This is a genomic window from Clostridioides sp. ES-S-0190-01 (assembly GCF_020658275.1).
Lineage (GTDB): Bacteria > Bacillota > Clostridia > Peptostreptococcales > Peptostreptococcaceae > Clostridioides.
Genome location: NZ_JACVWA010000037.1, coordinates 139796 through 160238 on the forward strand (window position 1 = coordinate 139796; position 20443 = coordinate 160238).

Below are 20443 nucleotides of genomic sequence, written 5' to 3' on the forward strand. Positions count from 1 at the left end.
TCTTTTAATATCCAAAGTCCTCGTTTAAGAAAATTACATGTATTCTTTCTGGTGCTAATTGTCTTTTTATAAGTGTATAGCTACAGCAAATTCTTCCTGGACTTGAACAATCTATACATATGCCAGTAGTCTTACATCCAGTATTTGTATTCAGTCTCTTGCAATTTGCTGGAGCGGCTATTGTTTTAGTTCTTTTTATAGCTTCATCTACATCTTTAACTATTTTATTTACACCTGCTACAACTATTACTTTGTCTGGTCCATATATCATAGCAGCTACTCTATTTCCATTTCCATCTAAATTATAGAGCTCTCCATTTTCTGTTATTGCATTAGTACTTGTAAAATAAGCATCTGCACAAAATGATTTTCTGTATATTTCTTTCATTTCTTCTGGTTTAATATCTTTTGCATATCTATCAAGAAAATCATATTTTTCTCTTATAAAGTCAATAACTCCTGTCTCAAATAAAGTCATAGAGCCACCACAACCTACTAAAGAACCTACTTCTACTATTTCTTCAATTTTTTTAAGAAGCTCTTCTTTATTATTTACTAGATACCCTTTCATGTTATTACTTTCTAGAGATTTTATTGTTTTTTCTATTCTTTTTTCTTTAAGCCAATTTAGATTTTGATCCATCTCAACTTCCCCCTTATTTTCAATATGTATTAGTTTGTTATAAATTTTATTTTCTTTATAGTTTTATTTTAGTACATCTAAGAAAAAATACAATATAAAACTTTAAATAAATTTTCCATAAATTTTTTTATAAGACTAACTCATAATTTATAATTAAAAAGGAAAGTAGATGTATTTTTCTACTTTCCCTATATTGTATGTAGTATTATATATTTTCTGAAATCTATATATTAATTATATGCTTTATTTTATTAAATATCACAATTAATTTAAGTGTAATATCATATTCTTTTTTAAACATATAAATTGTATTATTAAGTTTATTATATCCAATTTTAATAAATAATGTCACTAATTTGATGAAGAAGATGCTATAGCTGCACTTGTAGCTGCCATTACACAAGCAACTTGAATAGCAATAATAATATTTAAAAATATATTATTAGCTATAGAATCTATATTATTTTCTTTTTGTATTGAATCTGCATAAATAGAAGCCACAACAGCAGAACTAATCATTACTCTATTGCTTTTTCCTAAAGACCAATTCCCAAAACCTTTTTCTTCTTTAAGTCTATTTGAAACATTTTTTATATTTTCTATTATTTCATTTTCTTTATAATCTAATAACGAAATTGCTCCTATTATTGGATACCCATAATAATTTAACTTACAATCATTCTCTTTAAATGCTTTTTTAAGTTCAATAGTTTTTTTGCATTTACCCATTGTTCTATCTTCGCTAAATAAAAGAATTTGAGATAGTGCTTGTAAGTCATTTCCTTTATAAAAACCATTTTTATTTAGAAATTCATAGCATTTTTCTATGTATTCTAAATCTTCTTCTAAATTTTTTGAATGAATTGCAATAAGTGCTATATTACAATAGTCATCACTAGATGTTAAAAATGGATGTTTTTTCCTCATATATTCGTATACTGTTTTCATTTTTGATATACATGTAATATAATCCATTTTATCTCTATTTTCATAGACTATTGATGCTGTAAGTGGTAAATATGTATCTCCCCAAAACTTTTCATTTTTAAGATTTTTATATATCTCTAAAATCATCTTAAAACTACTTTCTGGATTTGATTCAAATGAAAGTAGTGTTGCAATATAAAATATGTTATATCCTCTAAAGTTAGAGAATAATCCAGTATTTTTTTTAATAAGCTCTATTCGCTCTTCTACTAATCTAGGGCTTATCCTCTTGTTCTTAAGCGTAAATGCAAGTGCACAACTATGTTGAATTAATCCCATTTGCCAAGAACCTTTAACTTCATTTAATGCTTTATAATTTTCCATTAATAAGTTTATTTTCCCATTTATAAAAGTTTGTTCCATATTGCCCTCCCAGTAATATACATTGTTGTATTAATTAACTTAATATCTATTATATATGTAATAAATATTGCAATCAATACATATTACTTGAAGAAGAACTATTATTCCATAATGATGTATCCTTTTTTATAGTGCCTTCCCATATTATTAACCCTGTCATAATACTCTGATTCACTTTCGTTACTCCATTTGGGTACAAATACATCTATCGCATTAGAATTACTAAAATACTTACTAGACCCCCTATCCATAACGGTTTTTACTTTACCATCTACAATAATCTTAGTTCCAAAACTTAAGTGATTGTTTGCCACAAAACCATCTTCTAAATCATCTCCTGTAGCAGTTATAGCTCCATATCCATTTTCTTGGTTAAGGCTGGTATAATAACTCACTTCAAATGTTATAGGAATTAAATCCTTTATTTTGATTCCTAGCTGGTTTTCTAGTCTCTCTTTTTGCACTTTCAATTTATACTCATCACTGCTTTTATAGTCTTCCATACCTTGATTATATTTAGAATTAAAGTTTTTACCTGAAGTTACTATAGTATCTATATTTACTATAGATTCTTTACAATGCTCTGCATCTATTTTTGTTTCTCCATTTACCAATAATGGAGTTAAACATACACTACATACAACACATGTAATCAATGCTTCTTTAAGCTTCATAAATTCCCCCCTTATTATTTTGATATATTAGCATATTTAATATTATATGTCTACATTTAGATTTAAATGCCATACTCATTTGCTTTAAGAAGTTGTCTTATACTTAATTCACCCTAAACCTTTATAAATCCTTCATCTTAGAATCATATAGTATAAGGCTTTTATGACTAAATATTTTTTTTATTAATCTTTTTAATAACTCAAAACTACTTCTATTTAATTTTTCTATTTTTAAGAATTTAAGAATTAAAATTCTATAATTTTAAAACATATTGATTTTATTTTTTTAAAATGCTATAATTTTTTTAAGAGGTGATTAATATGATAAAAAATACAAAACAAATTACAGTTGAAGTTAATGAAATTTTATTACAAGAAGTATACAAAATGACTAATAATGAAAATACAGATTTATCAAACTTTATAAACGAATCAATCATAAATTATATTCTTGAAAATAGAAAAGATGACATTGAAAATAAAGATTTAGAAGAAGTAATTAATTTCTATAAAAAAGAGAATATAGAAAATCCTAAAAGTGCAGCAAGAGCTATTGCTGAAGCAAAAACTCATACATTATACTAAACAAATAAAAAGTTCCTAAAAATTAGGAACTTTTCTTTTTATTTTAATGGCTATTAATATCTATTTTAGTAATATTTATTTTATACTTATAAATACTTATTTAAACAACAAGATAATCTAATACATTGTCATTTAATATACTATAAATAATCAATATAAAAATAAAATTACAACTTTTAATATACCTAAAAAATAATCAATTTGTATAAATAATAAAAAAATTTTAGTTTTCTATTTTAATAATCGATATTTAGCTAAGCTCCGATTAACTATAAGTCTAATATAAAATTAAATATCAATAAATTTGATTTTATATTAGACTTATAGTATTAAAATGCATTAGAAAACTAGGGATACTTAATAAATAAATCTATGTATTTTACAGTTTACTTCACTTTTAATTCATTTTACTAATTATTGTAAAAACTATTTATTTTATGATAATTAAATTCATCTTAAAAATAACTAATAAGCCTTAGTTTTTATATACTATTAAATGCTTAAATGTTCATACATTTAAACATACAATTACTACAAAAAATATATGTTTAAAGTTATTCTTGCTATTGATCTCAAACAAACTATTCATCTTTCTTAATGTCTTTTACCCATTTTTCAACAGAATTTAATTCCTCCTCATTTACCCCCTTTTTGAACAATGCTTTCATAAAGCTTTCAATAGAACTTCCATGCATATTATCTAGAAAAGTTTTTGTTTCAAAATGTAAATATTCAGCTTCTCCAATAATAACTGTATAATGTGTATGTCTATCTATCTTTTTAGCATCCAAGAACTTCTTATTTACTAATCTTGATAAAAGTGTTAGTGTTGTAGTTTGCTTCCAATCATATAGTTTTTCCATAGCTTCAATGACATCTTTTGATGTTACTGTAAAATCTGATCCCCAAATAAATTTCATGACCTTTAATTCCGCTGGTGGTATTTTAGTAATAGTCATATGATTTTACACTCCTCTCAAACTTATACATAATTAAATACTATATTAATAAACTTTCCCAGTCAAAGGTTTTATTCAAAATATACAATTCAAATTTATTAATATAAAAAACTTATATTTTCAGTACCAATCAAACATAAAAAACCCAAAAGTAAATAATAAATTTTATTTATATATATAAGTATAACAGATTATCAAATTAAAATTCTAATATTTAAGATAATATACTCATTTTATAATCAATAAATATCAATATTTGAAATAGCCATAAATTTATTTCAAAAACTATTTTTGAGTTTATCCATATGTTATAATAAATGTATAAAATTTTGATTGGTGGGTTATATATGAATGCATTTATTAGAAAACGAAACAAGAATTATGTAGTTTATCTTGAATTTACAGATGAAGATACTGGAAAAAGAAAACAAAAGAACATGGGTATTTTTGATAAAAAAAGAGATGCGAGCAAAAGGTTAAATGAAGTAAAGGAAAGTCTGTATAAAGATGGCTTTTTAATTCCAAACGAAATCACTGTCTCAGAATTTCTATTAGATTTTTTAAAAAAGTACAGTGAAAATATATCATTAGCTACATACAACAATTATGTTAGTATTTGTAAGAATTATATTAATCCCTCTATTGGTAAATATAAAATACAGGATTTACATCCAATTCATATACAGAACTACATTGATAAACTATCTCATAAATTGAATCCTCAATCAATTAAGATTCATATAAATATATTGAAACTTGCAATAAAAAGAGCATATAGACTCAAATTAGTAAAAGAAAATATTATGGATAATATAGAAGCTCCAAGATATAAAAAATTTAAAAATGAAATTTATGACAAAGAACAAATGATAAAATTGTTGAAATTGTCAAAAAATACATATATGGAATTACCTATTAATTTAGCAGTTGGTTTAGGTCTTAGAATTTCAGAAGTTTTAGGTTTAACTTGGGATAATATTGATTTTGAAGAGAATACAATAACTGTAAATAAGATAACAGCTCGAATTAATGGCTCTGTAATTCTTAAAGAACCAAAGACTGAAAGCTCTATTAGAAAAATATCTGCTCCAAAGGAATTAATCTTTTTACTAAAGGAATATAAGATAAAACAAAATAAAAACTTATTAAAGTCTTCTATTAGAAATAGTCATGACTTGTTATTTTTCAATAAAAAATGTGAACCTATTGCTGAAGATGTTATGAGTAAAAAATTCAAAAGATTTTTAGAAAAGAATGACTTGCCACACATTAGATTTCATGATTTAAGACATTCACATGTTACTTTACTTATAAATTCTAAGGTACCTATAAAAGTTATCTCAGAAAGAGTTGGTCATTCAAATATAAATACAACCTTAAATGTTTATTCCCATGTTCTAAAAGAAATGGATAAAGAAGCATCTGACAAAATTTCTGAGAACTTATTTAATGCCAACTAATATTACATTTTTTAATTATAACTACTCTAGCCTTTATCATCTATAAAATTAATTTTTACTACTAATAAAATTAAAGTTAAATTAATATTCAAATTTAATTTTATAATAGAAGAGTTAAAATATATTTATTACAAAATAGTTTTAGCGTTATAAACTTAATTTATTTTCTCAAGATGTTGATGAAATTTTTATGGAAGCACGTAACACAACAGTTAAAATCATTTGTAGCTTAGGTGGTATTGTTACTAGTAAAGCAGAAGATTTTTATGATGAAAAAGTAACACCTATAACCTTACAAAAAATACATTATCATAAAAGAGAATGTCTATAGACTTATGAAATTATATTATATAACTTTTTCTTATTATGTCTCCAAACATTATTGTAATTTGACCCAATGTAAACAATCAATTTTGATTTGGAGACATGTACTTTTTATAATAAAAATCCATACATCTTTCTATCCGTAGTTCTGTTTGAGTTATCTCTACAACCCTATTTACTACAATATATATACTAAATAAAAAACCTCCTAATATTTGATTAAATACCTACATACTTCTATAGCGTATTCTCAAACATTAAAAGGTTTTTATTCTAATAATTATAATTAGTAAAAATAATATTTAAACTAACAATTATTTATCTTTCCCATACATTTTAGCTAATTGGTCTTGTATCTCTTTACTTTCTAAATACTCATCAAAATCCATCTTTCTATCCATTATTCCATTTGGAGTTATCTCTATAATTCTATTTGCTATAGTAGATATAAACTCATGGTCATGAGAAGTAAATAAAAGCACCCCAGGGAATTTTTCAAGTCCTTTGTTAACAGAAGTTATACTTTCTAAGTCTAAGTGGTTAGTAGGGTCATCTAACACAAGTACATTTGCATTTGAAAGCATTAGCTTACTAAGCATACATCTGACTTTTTCTCCTCCAGATATAACTTGAGCTTCTTTTAAAGCTTCTTCTCCAGAGAATAACATTCTACCTAAAAATCCTCTTATAAAACTCTCACTTTTTTCTTCAGAAAACTGTCTAAGCCAGTCAACTAGAGAATACTCTACTCCATCAAAAAACTTATTATGGTTTTTTGGAAGATAATCTTGAGAAGTAGTTACTCCCCATTTATATTCTCCACTATCTGGTTCAAGTTCTCCCATAACTATATTTAAAAGTGCAGTAGTAGCTATTTCATCACCCATAAATACTACTTTGTCATCTCTATCCAATCTAAATGAAACATTATCAAGTACTTTAACTCCATCTATAGTTTTAGTTAAATTGTGTACTTCTAAAACTTCATTACCAATTTCCCTAGCAGGTGTAAATCCTACATATGGATATCTTCTTCTTGATGGTTGTATATCTTCAATTTCTAATTTGTCTAATTGTTTCTTTCTAGATGTAGCTTGTTTAGCTTTTGAAGCATTAGAACTAAATCTAGCTATGAATTCCTTTAATTGAGCTATCTTTTCCTCAGTCTTTTTGTTTTGGTCTTTAGCAAGTTGTAATGCTAATTGACTTGATTCATACCAGAAGTCGTAGTTTCCAACATACATCTGTATTTTACCAAAGTCAACATCAACTATATTAGTACATATTTGATTTAAGAAATGTCTATCATGTGATACTATTATAACTATAGACTCTTCTAAATCCATTATAAAATTATTTAACCAATTTATTGATTTAAAATCCAAGTGGTTTGTAGGCTCATCCATTAATAGTATTTCAGGTTTTCCAAAAAGTGATTGTGCTAATAACACTTTAACCTTCTCTCCACCAACTAATTCTTTCATTTGTTTGTAATGCATATCCTTAGTTATACCAAGACCCATAAGTATTTTTTCAGCGTTAGTTTCTGCATCCCATCCATCAAGTTCTGCAAACTCACCTTCAAGTTCAGCAGCTTTTATTCCATCTTCTTCGCTGAAATCTTCTTTCATATATAAAGCATCTTTTTCATGCATTATACTCCAAAGTCTTTCATGACCTCTTATAACAACATTTAAAACAGTTTCTTCCTCATATTCGAAGTGGTCCTGTTTTAAAACTGACATTCTTTCTTTATCAGTTATAGACACATTCCCTGTATTTGGTTCTATTTCTCCTGATAATATTTTTAAAAAAGTAGATTTTCCCGCACCATTAGCTCCTATTATTCCATAGCAATTTCCTTTAGTGAATTTTAAGTTAACATCTTTAAATAGTTCCTTATCACCAAATCTAAGTCCAACACCTGTAACTTGTAACATTAATGTATTTTCCTTTCTTTTTGTTCATAATTTATTTTATCATAAAATTTTGATAACATTTTTATTCTCACGTAAACAGCATATTTTTTATACCAAATTCGTGAAATATTTATTAAAATTGTATTAAAGATTGTAAGTTTCATAAAAATTAACAATCTATTATATTATACTTATAAAAAAATCAAATTGCAACTTTATTAATTCTTTTACACACTCTAAATACTTTATTTGAATCTTTAAACTGTTTTAGCTATTAGTAAAAAGATATTTTCTGTATAATTAATACTTAAAAAGAGTACCTAAGTTTGTAAGTACTCTATTTTTATGGTTTTATATTTTAGCAAAATTACATGCAGGGTAAGTACATACATCACAGTTCATACAAAGACCACCATGACCATATTTAGCTATATCATATTTGTCAAGTTTTTCATCTATTAAAATCCTAGATAGAACTATATCAAACACTGTAGTTTTATGATACATTGCACACCCTGGTATACCCATAATTGGGACTTCTCCATAGTAAGCAAGTAAAAACATTGCTCCTGGTAATATTGGTGACCCATATGTAACTAAATCAGCTCCAGTCTCTTTTATAGCTGTTGGTGTGACATCATCTGGGTCTACACTCATTCCACCAGTACAACAGATAAGTTCTGCTCCTTGACTTATAAATTCTTTTATTGCATTTTTTATGATATCTTTATCATCTGGACATATAGTTTGACCTATAACTTCACATCCAAACCCCTTTACTTTTTCTTCTATTACTGGTCCAAATTTATCAACAATTCTACTGTAAAACACTTCATTACCAGTGGTAACAATTCCTACTTTTTTAGGTTTAAAAGGTATCACATTGACTATCTTTCTGTTATCAAGTACTTTTTTTGCCTCTTCTAGTTTTTTCTCATCTATAACTAAAGGTATGACTCTTGTTCCAGCTACTTTCAACCCTTTATTTACTACAAAATTATTATGAAGAGTTGCCATCATTATTTCGCCAACACAATTTAAATCAAAAAGTGCATCGACATCTATTTTTAAAAGCCCATCACATGCTGCTATAAAATCTATCTTTCCTTCTTTTATTTCACTGAAATCTAAATTTTCTCCAGCAGTTAATTCTTTTAAAAATAAAGCTCCTTCATTTTCATGAATCATTCCCTCTGATTTTTCCCATACATATAAGTTGTCTTTACCAAGAGATAATAAAACTGGAATGTCTTCTTCTTTTACTACATGTCCCTTTTTAAATTTTCTTCCTTTAAATTCTCCTGGTATTATTTGAGTAATGTCATGACATAAAACTTGTCCAACAGCATCTATAGTTTTTATTAATTTCATAATTTGCCCCCTATTCTTTCATAATCCACTTTTGTATCAATATCTAATAACATTTTTTCGGGAACTTCTACATATTTTATTTTTGATGAATTTTTTAAAATAGTTTTCCCTTTTTCATCTTCTTTAAGTGCCAACAATTCCTTCTTTTTGCTAAATGGAAATATAACTGGATTTCCACATACATCTTTGCATCTTGGAATTACTATAAAATCTCTATCTAATTTAAAAGTATTTATAATTTTATCTATATATAAATCATCAATAAATGGTTGGTCTCCCACAAAAAACATATATCCATCACATTTTGAGCTATTTAAAATGCCCAATTTTATGGATTCACTCTGACCTATATTTGCATCTTTATTATCTACATATTTAAAGCCATATTTATTGCACAATGCTAAAACTTCTTTATATTGACTTACAACTACAACTTGATGAAAATTAATTTTACTAACTGCTTTAAGTACATGTTCTATTATAGAACATCCATCATATTCCAGTAAAAGTTTATTTTCTCCCATTCTTCTGGCAAATCCTGACGCCATTATTACTGCATTTATCATATATATCATTCCTTAACATTTATAATGTATTGATATTGTTATGATTTTATAGTATCTTTATTGATATTATCTATATATATAATATCACATAAATTATTTTAATACTTCAATATCTTATACAAAAATTTTGTTTTATACTTCCATAAAATATGTCTATTTCACTTTCATGCTCTTTAATAATTTTAATTAAATTTATAGCTAAACTTTCATACATTTCATTTTCGACTTTATTAATAAATAATATTTTTTTACCATGATAATTTTTAAACAATCCTTTTGGATTTAATACTACATTTTTTAAATTATCAAGATTTACTGTAGAATTATCATTTATATTACGCATATTTAAATTAGTTATTTTTTTAAATTCATCTAACCTATGTATATTTTCTTCATTAATATCCATTCCAAATGAAGTTATATCTAATATACCTATAGTTTTTGTAGTTTTACAATATACTACTGGTTCTCCATCATTCCAACCTTTAAGTTTTTTTCTCTTTGAACCATCACCTTCTATCAATACCAAATCAAATTTGTCTATCATTTTTTCTAAATCAGATAACTTGATTCCTACTATTTTATTTTCATTATTTATACAGCTTCCACATACTGTTACTCCATAACAAATAGATGGAATAGAAGTTCCATCTATTGTCATAAATATATTGTCATAGTCTTTTTCATCAGGTAAATATATTTTAGTAGTTGTTGTAAGTAAAACTTTTAGCTTATCTCTATAAAAATTCGCAAAGTATTTTATAAATGAAGTTTTTCCTCCTGCTCCAACTACAGTTATTATTTCATTTGCTCCTATCATATCTGATAATTTCACACTTTCACCTCTCATAAATATTTCTTTTAAATATCCTAAATTTGATTTATTTGAAATTTATAATTTAACTGTTTTAGTAAAAGTGATTTTTGAAATTCTATAAACTAAAAAGTAAATAGATTCTGTTGTAAACAACAAGGCGGATCCAATTCGCCGCTAAGCTGTAAGCTTATACGCTATCAGTTTATCTTTTAATTATTATTAAGATATTCTTATTCTTTGTGGTTGCTTTAACATCTGAGGATTATTCTGCAAGTAAGATAAATCAACTATTTGTGATTTTTTTAATATATTAAGACTTGCATTTACATCCGCATTTATAATCATACCCATACTAGATTTATATTGACCACGTGTTATTCTTTCTCCCTTAAATTTGTGTTTCTGTACATCATCCAAATTAATATCAGGAAGATAATCATTGGCAAAAAAATCTGATTTACTAGTATAACTTTCTTCTTGTCTAATGAAATTAATATTTTTTATTTTACATAGATACTCTAGTTTTCCTTTTATCTCTCCAAAAGGAATTCTTATAAAATTTCTATATATTTTCTTTTCCATATTATCACTTTTTTCTAACTTAGCATTATATCCTACAATCAAATTGCCAATATTATTTTTTACACAGTAGTCAATTATGTAAAAGCAAGTTTTATTTACATAGTCTTTAACCTGATTATTTCTTTTATTCCATACTTTAAATTGTTTTCTTGTAATTAAACTTATATTCTTTTTTAATTTTAAAGCCTCTATTTTATCATTTTGCTTATTTGCCCATTGGTTCACAGACTTAAGCCTTCTTCCATCTATAATAAAACTATCACCTAAGTTGGTAGTACAAGTACATAAGTTTTCTAAACCTAAATCTATTGCCAGTGCATTTTTTTTATTTGAAACTTCCTCTGATTTCGGTATTTCATAACAATACTGAATTTCAAAGAACCTAGCCTTATGTTTAGGTATTATTCTTATTTCCTTAACTTTTTTGTCTAATATATTATTTGGAACTTTTATACTCACCTTTCCATACATTTTTTTAAATACGGGAGACATAGGCACATTTAAAATTCCATCATCTTTAATTCTTATTTGTCCTATTATTATACTAAAAAATCCTTCTTTATCTAAATACTTAGGTGACTTTATTCCTCTAAAATCATACTTGCCTTCTTTAGCTAATTTAATTAAACCAAAAAATGACCTAAATGAACTATCAACTTCTTTTAGTATTTGTTGTGCTACATTACTATTGAGTAGTTTATAGTTTTCATTTTCTTTACATACGTGATAATTGGCTTCATAATTAAGATGCTCCCCTTGATTAAAGTAGTGTTGTCTGACATTATATGTACCAACATTATACAAGTTCTTTGCTAAAAAGCACATCTCTCGCAAAGCCTGATATTCTTTCTTAGTTAAATTTTTTAATTGTTGTCTCTGAGTCCCATAATGTATGTTTTTTGTTCTATTTGGCATAAACTCACCTCCTTTAACTCCTACTCTATTAGACATTATATATGGTATTTTTATAAAGCACCATATATAATGTCTATTAAATTACTTTATTTTGCAAAATAACTTAAATTTATACTTTTATAGTATATCATTTATTAAATTTATTTGTTGTTGTTTTTCATCCCCATGTACACTTTTTCAAAAGTTATAGGAAGCTCTCTTATACGAACTCCAGTAGCATTAAAAATTGCATTTGCAATTGCTGGTGCTGGCGTATGTATAACTATTTCTCCTAAAGATTTAGCTCCATAAGGCCCTCCTGGGTCAAAATTATCAGCAAAATCTACTAATATATTTCCTACTTCTTTTTTTGTAGGAACCTTATACTGCAAGAAACTGTCTGTCAATAACTTTCCATCTTTATCAAATTTAGGGTCTTCATACATTGCAAACCCTATCCCCATCATTACTCCACCTTCTACTTGTATTCTCGCTAATGTTGGATTTATAACCGTACCACAGTCAGGTACACATGCAAAATTTATTACCTTATATTCTCCTGTATTTTTATCTAGTTCTATTTCAGCAAATCCTGCTATAAATGGTTTTATTCTTTTTAACATACCAAATGATTCTGTTGCTTCTAAAACAACTGGTACATCGTCACTTGAAAACCCTATACCTCCAACTGACTCTCTTCCTAATTCCTCTAATAACACAAATTTACTCTCATCATTCTTAACAAAAACTCTATCTTTACTTAACTCTAAATCCTCTTTTTTAGACTCTAGTTTTGATTCTGCTACTGAAAGTATTATTTCTTTTAATTTATTTGCTGTTTTTATTGTTGCATTTCCTGTAACTGTTGTAGTACAAGAAGCAAACGCACCTGTATCATATGGACATAGGTCTGAATCACCTGTATAAACAGATATTCTATCTACAGTCGTATTTAAAGTCTCTGCAGCAATTTGTGCTTGAATTGTATCAGCACCTTGACCTAAATCAGCAAGACCAGATAATAACTTATATGTCCCATCTTCGTCCATTCGTATAGTCACTGTTGCCATATCTACACGTGGTATACCAGAACCATGATTTGCCACTGCCATTCCTACTGCTCTTACCTTGTTATTACCTATATCTTTACATGGGTATTTATCATCCCAATTAATTAATTTTTTCCCTTTTTCTATACACTGTTTTAATTCACAGCTTAGAATTTCTTCTTCTGCTGCTTTTCCATTAGTGTACCTATCTATTATGTTTTTAACTCTAAATTCAAGAGGATCTATACCAATCTTATTGGCTAATTCATCAATAGCACTATCTATTGCAAATATGCCTTGTGTAGCTCCATAACCTCTAAGTGCACCTGCTGGTAATCTATTAGTATATACTGTTCTAGCATCAAATCTAACAGCATCAATATCATTATATATTGGTAATGTATTATGACCTGATTCTGAAGAAACAGAAACTCCATTACCACCATAGGCACCTGTATTATTTAGTGACTTTAATTCTATCGCCTTTAAATTTCCTTCTTTGTCTGCACCTACTCTAACATCAAAAAACATTTCATGCCTACTATTAGAACCTACAAAGGTTTCACTTCTTGTAAAGACAAATTTTGCTGGTCTTCCAGTTTTCATAGTCACAAATGCAGTAAATATATCTGTTGCTGCTATATTCTTTCCTCCAAATCCACCACCTATTCTAGGCTTTATCACCCTTATTTTAGAAGAAGGAATCCCCAATACTTTTCTAAGTATTCTCTTTATATTGTGTGGTGATTGTAATGATGACACAACAACAATCCTATCATTTATATCTTTATATGCATATGACCTATGAGTTTCCATCATACAATGTGATTGACTTTGAGTCTTATATGATGCTTCTACCACAAATTCACTTTCTTTAAGCTTAGCCTCAACATCACCAAACTCGAAAAACTCTTTTGATACTATATTATTTTTTGCATCTAATCCAAAAGGATACGGTTCTACTATATCTTGTTCTGGATGTATAATAACTTCATTTCCTTCTGCTTCTTTTGCATTAAATACAGGCTTTAAAATCTCATACTCTACTTTTATCATTTTTAAAGCTTTAAGTGCAGTTTTTTCATCTTCTGCTGCTACTAATGCTACCTCATCTCCAACAAATCTAACTGTATCCTCAAGTAAAACTCTATCATAAGGAGATGCTTCTGGTTCTGTTTGACCTGGAACACAATATCTAACTTGTGGTACATCTTTATAGGTATAAATTCCTACAACTCCTGGAATTTTTTCAGCTTTTGACGTGTCTATATTCTTTATTTTGGCATGTGCATGTGGACTTCTAAGAAGTTTAAGAGTCAAAACATCTTTATGCATAATAAGGTCTTCAGTATATAGTGGCTTTCCTGTCACAATTGCTGTACTATCTATCTTTCTTATCCCCTTATTAATCATTATTTATTACCTCCCTCAATAGCACTATACATCCTCTTAAGCAGTGCACTTGCCATATCTATTCTATATTCTTTACTTGCCCTCATATTACTTCCATAAATTAATTCTTTACCTACAATAATAGATGCTTTATCTATATCCTTTTCTTTGCTCAATATTTGACTTGCTTCAAGTGCTAATTTAGCTCTTTGAGGTCTTGCTCCAATTGCTATTTTATAAGTATCATTTTCTTTTAACATAGCTGAATTTAATATAGCAAAATCTCCTGTACACTTTCTTATTGAATCAAATACAGCTACTGCATCTTTCTTAGGAAGTATTATCTCAATTAATATATCTTTATTTAATTCACTATCCAAAAACTCATTTAACTCTAATATTCCACTATTGTATAACCTTACCTTCGCACCAACAACTAAAAGTGCTGTAATCAAGTCAGAAAAACCATACTTTGAAAATACACTAGCTCCAATTCTTGCACCCTGTCTAAATTGAACACCAACTATATTAGAAACAGCACTTGAGACTATTCCACTACAATAATTTTTAATAGTTTTGTTTATTTCTAAACTTCTCAAAGATGTATCTGCTCCTATTAGTATATTTTTTTCATCCTCTTTTATATAGTCTAGATTTATATCCTTTAAATCTATGGCTGTTCCTATGTTTTTATTGCTTAATTTTATAAATCCGCAACCACCTAAAATAACATTATTTTTTTTAGAAATCAAAATTTTATATGCTTCTTCTAGGCTTTGTGGAACAGAATATTCTTTTATAGTAACCATCTTATCCCCCTTATATTATATTTATTAAAACTTGAAACCTACTAAGTACTTTGCTTTATTTTTATAAATATATAGTAAACTTAATTTAATTCTATTAGTTTTTTACTCTATATATTTTCCTTTTTATTTTTATTGTCCTTACCTTTTGAAAATTTTATCATATATAAACCTTGAACTATTATAGCAACCATAGCTCCTGAAACTACACTTGAATCTGCAAGTAGTGTTTCTATAAATTTTGGAGATTTTTCAAGAACCTGAGGAACTACCATAAATCCTATCCCAGTTGCCATAGAAAGACCTAATATCATACTATTTTCTTGATTAAAACCATCCATACTAACAAGTCTTAATCCAGATGTTGTAAGAGTTGAAAATATTACGAGTGTTGCTCCTCCAACCACACAAGGAGGTATTGTTCTAATTAAATTAGCTAATAAAGGTGATACTCCCGCCAGAAATAATCCAATGCCTCCAATAGCTAATACAAATTTACTTATAATTTTTGTATTAGAAACGATTGCAGAATTCTGACCAAACATTCCCATTGGAGTAGCAGAAAATAATGCTCCTATTGTAGATAATACTCCATTTCCTAAAACAGCAGAAGAAAGTTCTTCATCTGTAACTTGTCTATTAAGTCCTCCTACTGTAGAAAGTGTACATGCTCCCATAATATCAGCTATTTCAACCAAATATATTATTGAAAACATTACTACAACCTCAAGCTTTATATCCAATCCAAAAGCAAGTGGTTTTGGAAGTGCAACCAAAGTAAACTCTTGAATTGAAGAAAAATTTACTATTCCCAAAATTAGTGATAAAATATATCCAAAAACTATGCTAACTAATATTGATGCATCTTTAAACAATCCTTTTCCATATTTATTTAATCCTAATATCATAAGTGATACAGCTATTCCAACTATAAAATTAATTGGTTGTCCAAATGTCTCATTACCCATACCTCCAGCTAAGTTTTTTATAGCTATTGGAAAAAGTCCAAGACCCATACATGCAACTATAGTACCAGATACGACTGGGGTAAATATAAACCTTATTTTTTTAAGACCAAAACCAATTATGATTATCACTATACCAGCGACTATTTGAGAGCCAAATAAGACAGGTAATCCATACTTGCCTGCAACAGAAACTCCAGCTCCTATAAACATTGCTGTAGCTCCCATTATAACTGGTATTCCTCCTCCCAATTTAAAACCTTTAAATAGTGGTATTGGATATAATTGTAACAAAGTTGATAATCCTGCAAAAATTAAAGCAGCTTGAATTAATAGTGTAGACATTTTATGATTAAGTCCAGCCGCATTTGCAACTAGTATCGCTGGTAAACAGCTACCTATTACCATTGCCATTAAGTGTTGTAACCCCAAAGGTATTGCTTCCTTTAGTGGTGGTATTCCGTCTAATTCAAATTTTGATGTACTTTTTGCTTTCATAATAAAAACTCCCGTTACATAAAACTTATTGAATTATATAAATACTTAAAAATTTAATATATTAAATTAAATGACTTTTATAAATCTTACTATACTCAGTAATACATTTAAGTTTTTATACTTAAAAATCACGTACAACAAATTTAATTATTAACAATTAAATTTATTCTATTATTTTGTATATGTTCTATAGTGCTTTACAAATATAAGAGTATTGTAGCTATGGACTTTAAAATTTTTTACAACAATTCTAATCCAATCTAAATCTTTCAATCTTAATCATTATAAGTTATAAGTTTTCATAAGTATTTATATCTTGTAAGTTTTAAACATTTACCTATAAACGCTACTTTATAGATGCCACTTTAATCTTAAGTGACCTCATACTTTCATATGAGCGTAGACTATTTCTTCATCTTCAGCATTACCTGTTAAGAGCAACCCGTTTCCACTATCAATAGCTTATAGTGTACTCTCTTTCGAGATAGTCGTTTGACCTTCCTATTTCTAGGCTTGGCGACCAAATGTCCATTGTAAAGTACTTAGGCTCTCACCATATACCATCCTTGCTATTATTTCTGGTTTTCACCACATTCATAAAAGTTTCTTTCTATCTTTTATTGTAGTTGCAAGGCTTTAGGATTTACTGGTTTTAAAGTTGTGTCCTACATAAATTTCTTTATGTACGGGGCTAAAAGTACAACTTATTTAATATACTTTTTTATTACCCCCTGTAAATAATATTATTTACTCTTTCACTGTTTTTGTTATTAAATTAATTACATAATAATTAATTTAAGCATAAAATAATTTTCAAATTGAAAATCAAAATATTTATGAATATTTTATAATATAATTATCATAAGACAGAAAAACTTAATAAGCTATGTATCTCAGTTGTACCCATGTACTCTCCTTTACTATATTTGTATCTGCAACATAAAACATACAAGTTTCTATCTAGCATATAGATATAAACCAATATCTATAATTAAAAATAGTAATACTATTGTATAATACAATCTTTATGTACATTACTATTTATTATTTCTATACAGCAATTTTAATGCCAATATTTGCATACATTTGCATAGAATAATTTTTTTATACTTTCCTTGATAAAAATTTACTTATTCCAACTGTTCTGTAATTTTTTATTAAGCAAATTTTAAATTTTATTTTTATGATATTTTTATAATTACATAAAAAAAAAGACCAAAAGTATTTTTCAAATGATCTTTTCTCAAATTTTTATTTTAATTTCTAAAATTTATAATAAATAGTAAGACTATTATAAGCATCTATTTTTATATGAAAGTTTATACTTTTATGGATGATAAGTTAATGTAATTAAAAGATTATCTAGCTGATTTTAATTTTACAATATCGCTCCAATTTTTGCTTGTAGCTAATTCTACTAAATTTAAATCTCTTCTTATTTCTGAAACATCTTCTTTTATGGAGTTTGTATCACCTTTTATATGTGCTATACTATGTTCCATATTATCATGAGTAGCTTTATTTATTTCAGAGTTATGTAATAAACTTCCTAAAATACTATTTTGTTCAATTTGTTGTTCTTTAATTGATTTTCCTTCAGATTCTAAGGCATCTACTTTAACATCTATTTCATATAGTTTTTCATTAACTATAATACTTTCTGCTTTAATTTCACTTATATCTTTACTTGCACTACTTATTTGATTTTGCATAGAGTTCATTTCTAATTTAACTTCATGTAAATTCTCTTTCACTACATTTATTTCTTTCTTCATCATACTTACTTCTTGTTTTACTTCATTCATTTCTTCTTTCATTACACTTATTTTTTGTTTTACTTCGCTCATTTCTTTCTTCATTATACTTACTTCTTGTTTTACTTCATTCATTTCTTCTTTCATTACACTTACTTCTTGTTTTACTTCATTCATTTCTTTTTTCATTACACTTACTTCTTGCTTTACTTCACTCATTTCCTTCTTCATTACACTTACTTCTTGCTTTACTTCACTCATTTCCTTCTTCATTACACTTACTTCTTGTTTTACTTCATTCATTTCTTTTTTCATCACACTTACTTCTTGTCTTACTTCTGACATGTCATTTTTTATTATGCATATTTCTTGTTTCACTTCGCTTATTTCTTCTTTCATTACACTTATTTCTTGTTTTACTTCTGACATGTCATTTTTCATGCTAACCACATCTTTATTTATAATATGTAATAATTCTAAAATTTTATCTTCCACTTACATCACCATCCCTATTAATTATTATAACATCTTATACAAATGCTATACAATGTTAACATATATCTCTAAAATAGTTGTTATAAATTTAATTATTAAAATTATTATGTATAATTACTACAAAAAATAATTAATATAGATATAAATCTAAAAATAATAATTACAAACAAAAGGATACCATTTTAATATGGTATCCTTTATCTGTATATAAATTTTTATCTTTTGAAGTTATATTTTTTATAAAACATCTTATGCATTTAATTCTGGACATGAAATCTTTCTTCCAAGTGCCTTTGGTTTACATACTGATATACAAAGACCACAATATCTACATTCACCTTCATTTAATTCCATCTTGTCATTTAATTTTCTAGCTTGATATGCACACACTCTCTCGCACATCTTACATTTAGTACACTTTTCTTCATCATAAGTAAATTCAAAACTAAGTCTTTCATTTACCTCTCCCATATGCTTATGTACTACCCCACAAGCATTTTCTATAGTTTTATATCCTAGTCTGTCAAGATTAGAATTTAGGTCATTGTGTATTTTAGCTATTACTTGAGCTCCTTTTAATATTACTACTGAACATATACCAACGAAGTCAGCACCTGCCATAATCATCTCTAAAGCATCATCTCCACTTACACATCCACCTAATCCAATTATAGGTATATTTACCTCTTTTTTTATTTCATATATTCTTTGTAGAGTTATTGGTTTAATAGTTTCTCCACTTAAATATCCAATTCCATTTCCACCTAATAAAGGTTGGCCAGTTTCTATATCTATTCTAAGTGCTGGTCCTACAGAATCACAAGCAGTTATTGCATCTGCTCCTGCTTCTTCTAATTTTTTAGCAAAAGCCCCTATTTCATCTATCATAGGAGGAAGTTTAACTATTACTGGTATATTCACTCTTTCTTTCGCATCCTTAAGCATTGGTATTAAATCTCTATAGTCATAAGATACCAGCTCTATAAAATCAGCTCCTGCATTTGCAATCTTTTCTACTAGTTCACTACTTTCTTCTATTGTATGACCTACTGAAGCTATACATACAGTTCCATCTTTTTTCATTTGTGGTATTTCAAAATCTATCCATTGCTCTGGTTCAAAATCTGTCCATTTCTCATTATTTAAAAGAGCATTAGCTGTATTTCTCACCATATGAGGTGCTGGATTTATAGCTCTTTCTTTTCTTATTGTCTTAGTAACAACTGCTCCTGCTCCTGCATCACTTAGTATCTTACATCCAGCTGCACTATATGTCAACGGACCTGAACCTATTATAAAAGGTGATTTTAATTCTTTCCCTAAAAAATTATACATTATTT

At 27.1% G+C, this 20443-nt stretch carries 17 protein-coding genes; 3 read left to right on the forward strand and 14 right to left on the reverse strand.

Annotation, left to right across the window (positions count from 1 at the left end):
- Positions 1 to 4: 4 nt before the first annotated feature.
- The 3 genes from IC214_RS13270 to IC214_RS13280 form a co-directional block, all read right to left on the reverse strand.
- Positions 5 to 643 (reverse strand): lactate utilization protein, encoded by a 639-nt coding sequence (locus IC214_RS13270; RefSeq protein ID WP_227435003.1) that lies wholly within the window; start codon positions 641 to 643, stop codon positions 5 to 7.
- 351 nt (positions 644 to 994) lie between these two features.
- On the reverse strand, positions 995 to 1993 hold the full coding sequence (locus IC214_RS13275; protein WP_227435001.1) for a DUF4003 domain-containing protein: 999 nt from the start codon (positions 1991 to 1993) through the stop codon (positions 995 to 997).
- A gap of 101 nt (positions 1994 to 2094) precedes the next feature.
- On the reverse strand, positions 2095 to 2667 hold the full coding sequence (locus IC214_RS13280; protein WP_227435000.1) for a hypothetical protein: 573 nt from the start codon (positions 2665 to 2667) through the stop codon (positions 2095 to 2097).
- Between the two features lie 321 nt (positions 2668 to 2988).
- On the opposite strand from IC214_RS13280, the gene IC214_RS13285 reads away from it, so the two are divergent.
- On the forward strand, positions 2989 to 3252 hold the full coding sequence (locus IC214_RS13285; protein WP_227434999.1) for a hypothetical protein: 264 nt from the start codon (positions 2989 to 2991) through the stop codon (positions 3250 to 3252).
- 581 nt (positions 3253 to 3833) lie between these two features.
- Here IC214_RS13285 and IC214_RS13290 read toward each other — a convergent pair.
- Positions 3834 to 4211: a BlaI/MecI/CopY family transcriptional regulator gene (locus IC214_RS13290; protein WP_227434997.1), complete on the reverse strand. Its 378-nt coding sequence runs from the start codon at positions 4209 to 4211 to the stop codon at positions 3834 to 3836.
- A gap of 347 nt (positions 4212 to 4558) precedes the next feature.
- Between IC214_RS13290 and IC214_RS13295 the strand changes: the two genes are divergently transcribed.
- Both IC214_RS13295 and IC214_RS13300 read left to right on the forward strand, forming a co-directional pair.
- Positions 4559 to 5671, forward strand: coding sequence for a tyrosine-type recombinase/integrase (locus tag IC214_RS13295; protein ID WP_227482587.1), 1113 nt, complete (start codon positions 4559 to 4561; stop codon positions 5669 to 5671).
- Positions 5672 to 5861: 190 nt separating this feature from the next.
- Entirely contained in the window at positions 5862 to 6002 is a 141-nt protein-coding gene (locus IC214_RS13300; protein WP_227482586.1) for a hypothetical protein, read from the forward strand.
- A gap of 307 nt (positions 6003 to 6309) precedes the next feature.
- On the opposite strand, the gene IC214_RS13305 is transcribed toward IC214_RS13300, so the two are convergent.
- The 10 genes from IC214_RS13305 to IC214_RS13350 form a co-directional block, all read right to left on the reverse strand.
- A complete protein-coding gene (locus IC214_RS13305) occupies positions 6310 to 7935 on the reverse strand; it encodes an ABC-F family ATP-binding cassette domain-containing protein (protein ID WP_227434992.1) in 1626 nt (541 codons plus the stop codon).
- A 330-nt stretch (positions 7936 to 8265) separates the two neighbouring features.
- The gene (locus IC214_RS13310; protein ID WP_227434991.1) at positions 8266 to 9285 is read right to left on the reverse strand and encodes a molybdopterin-binding protein; all 1020 of its coding nucleotides are present in this window, start codon (positions 9283 to 9285) and stop codon (positions 8266 to 8268) included.
- The gene (mocA, locus tag IC214_RS13315) at positions 9282 to 9851 is read right to left on the reverse strand and encodes a molybdenum cofactor cytidylyltransferase (RefSeq protein ID WP_227845748.1); all 570 of its coding nucleotides are present in this window, start codon (positions 9849 to 9851) and stop codon (positions 9282 to 9284) included. The genes IC214_RS13310 and mocA overlap by 4 nt, the downstream gene beginning before the upstream one ends.
- Before the next feature lie 106 nt (positions 9852 to 9957).
- Positions 9958 to 10686, reverse strand: a complete 729-nt coding sequence (yqeC, locus tag IC214_RS13320) for a selenium cofactor biosynthesis protein YqeC (protein WP_227434988.1) — start codon at positions 10684 to 10686, stop codon at positions 9958 to 9960.
- 201 nt (positions 10687 to 10887) lie between these two features.
- Positions 10888 to 12165, reverse strand: coding sequence for a transposase (locus IC214_RS13325; RefSeq protein ID WP_227866735.1), 1278 nt, complete (start codon positions 12163 to 12165; stop codon positions 10888 to 10890).
- 140 nt (positions 12166 to 12305) lie between these two features.
- Positions 12306 to 14606: a molybdopterin cofactor-binding domain-containing protein gene (locus IC214_RS13330; protein WP_227862756.1), complete on the reverse strand. Its 2301-nt coding sequence runs from the start codon at positions 14604 to 14606 to the stop codon at positions 12306 to 12308.
- Positions 14606 to 15394 carry an FAD binding domain-containing protein gene (locus tag IC214_RS13335; protein ID WP_227866736.1) on the reverse strand — a complete coding sequence of 263 codons (789 nt, stop codon included), beginning with the start codon at positions 15392 to 15394 and terminating at the stop codon, positions 14606 to 14608. Before IC214_RS13335 ends, IC214_RS13330 begins: the two co-directional genes overlap by 1 nt.
- A 107-nt stretch (positions 15395 to 15501) precedes the next feature.
- Positions 15502 to 16854: a uracil-xanthine permease family protein gene (locus IC214_RS13340; protein ID WP_227823988.1), complete on the reverse strand. Its 1353-nt coding sequence runs from the start codon at positions 16852 to 16854 to the stop codon at positions 15502 to 15504.
- Positions 16855 to 18212: 1358 nt separating this feature from the next.
- The gene (locus tag IC214_RS13345; protein ID WP_227866737.1) at positions 18213 to 19103 is read right to left on the reverse strand and encodes a hypothetical protein; all 891 of its coding nucleotides are present in this window, start codon (positions 19101 to 19103) and stop codon (positions 18213 to 18215) included.
- Between the two features lie 249 nt (positions 19104 to 19352).
- Complete coding sequence (locus IC214_RS13350) at positions 19353 to 20438, reverse strand: dihydroorotate dehydrogenase (RefSeq protein ID WP_227434977.1); 1086 nt, start codon at positions 20436 to 20438, stop codon at positions 19353 to 19355.
- Between the last annotated feature and the right edge of the window lie 5 nt (positions 20439 to 20443).

Excerpts from the sequence above, each read along its gene's own strand:
- IC214_RS13270 (WP_227435003.1), bottom strand. The coding sequence starts at position 643 with ATGGATCAAAATCTAAATTGGCTTAAAGAAAAAAGAATAGAAAAAACA.
- IC214_RS13275 (WP_227435001.1), bottom strand. The coding sequence starts at position 1,993 with ATGGAACAAACTTTTATAAATGGGAAAATAAACTTATTAATGGAAAAT.
- IC214_RS13280 (WP_227435000.1), bottom strand. The coding sequence starts at position 2,667 with ATGAAGCTTAAAGAAGCATTGATTACATGTGTTGTATGTAGTGTATGT.
- IC214_RS13285 (WP_227434999.1), top strand. The coding sequence starts at position 2,989 with ATGATAAAAAATACAAAACAAATTACAGTTGAAGTTAATGAAATTTTA.
- IC214_RS13290 (WP_227434997.1), bottom strand. The coding sequence starts at position 4,211 with ATGACTATTACTAAAATACCACCAGCGGAATTAAAGGTCATGAAATTT.
- IC214_RS13295 (WP_227482587.1), top strand. The coding sequence starts at position 4,559 with ATGAATGCATTTATTAGAAAACGAAACAAGAATTATGTAGTTTATCTT.
- IC214_RS13300 (WP_227482586.1), top strand. The coding sequence starts at position 5,862 with ATGGAAGCACGTAACACAACAGTTAAAATCATTTGTAGCTTAGGTGGT.
- IC214_RS13305 (WP_227434992.1), bottom strand. The coding sequence starts at position 7,935 with ATGTTACAAGTTACAGGTGTTGGACTTAGATTTGGTGATAAGGAACTA.
- IC214_RS13310 (WP_227434991.1), bottom strand. The coding sequence starts at position 9,285 with ATGAAATTAATAAAAACTATAGATGCTGTTGGACAAGTTTTATGTCAT.
- mocA (WP_227845748.1), bottom strand. The coding sequence starts at position 9,851 with ATGATAAATGCAGTAATAATGGCGTCAGGATTTGCCAGAAGAATGGGA.
- IC214_RS13325 (WP_227866735.1), bottom strand. The coding sequence starts at position 12,165 with ATGCCAAATAGAACAAAAAACATACATTATGGGACTCAGAGACAACAA.
- IC214_RS13330 (WP_227862756.1), bottom strand. The coding sequence starts at position 14,606 with ATGATTAATAAGGGGATAAGAAAGATAGATAGTACAGCAATTGTGACA.
- IC214_RS13335 (WP_227866736.1), bottom strand. The coding sequence starts at position 15,394 with ATGGTTACTATAAAAGAATATTCTGTTCCACAAAGCCTAGAAGAAGCA.
- IC214_RS13340 (WP_227823988.1), bottom strand. The coding sequence starts at position 16,854 with ATGAAAGCAAAAAGTACATCAAAATTTGAATTAGACGGAATACCACCA.
- IC214_RS13350 (WP_227434977.1), bottom strand. The coding sequence starts at position 20,438 with ATGTATAATTTTTTAGGGAAAGAATTAAAATCACCTTTTATAATAGGT.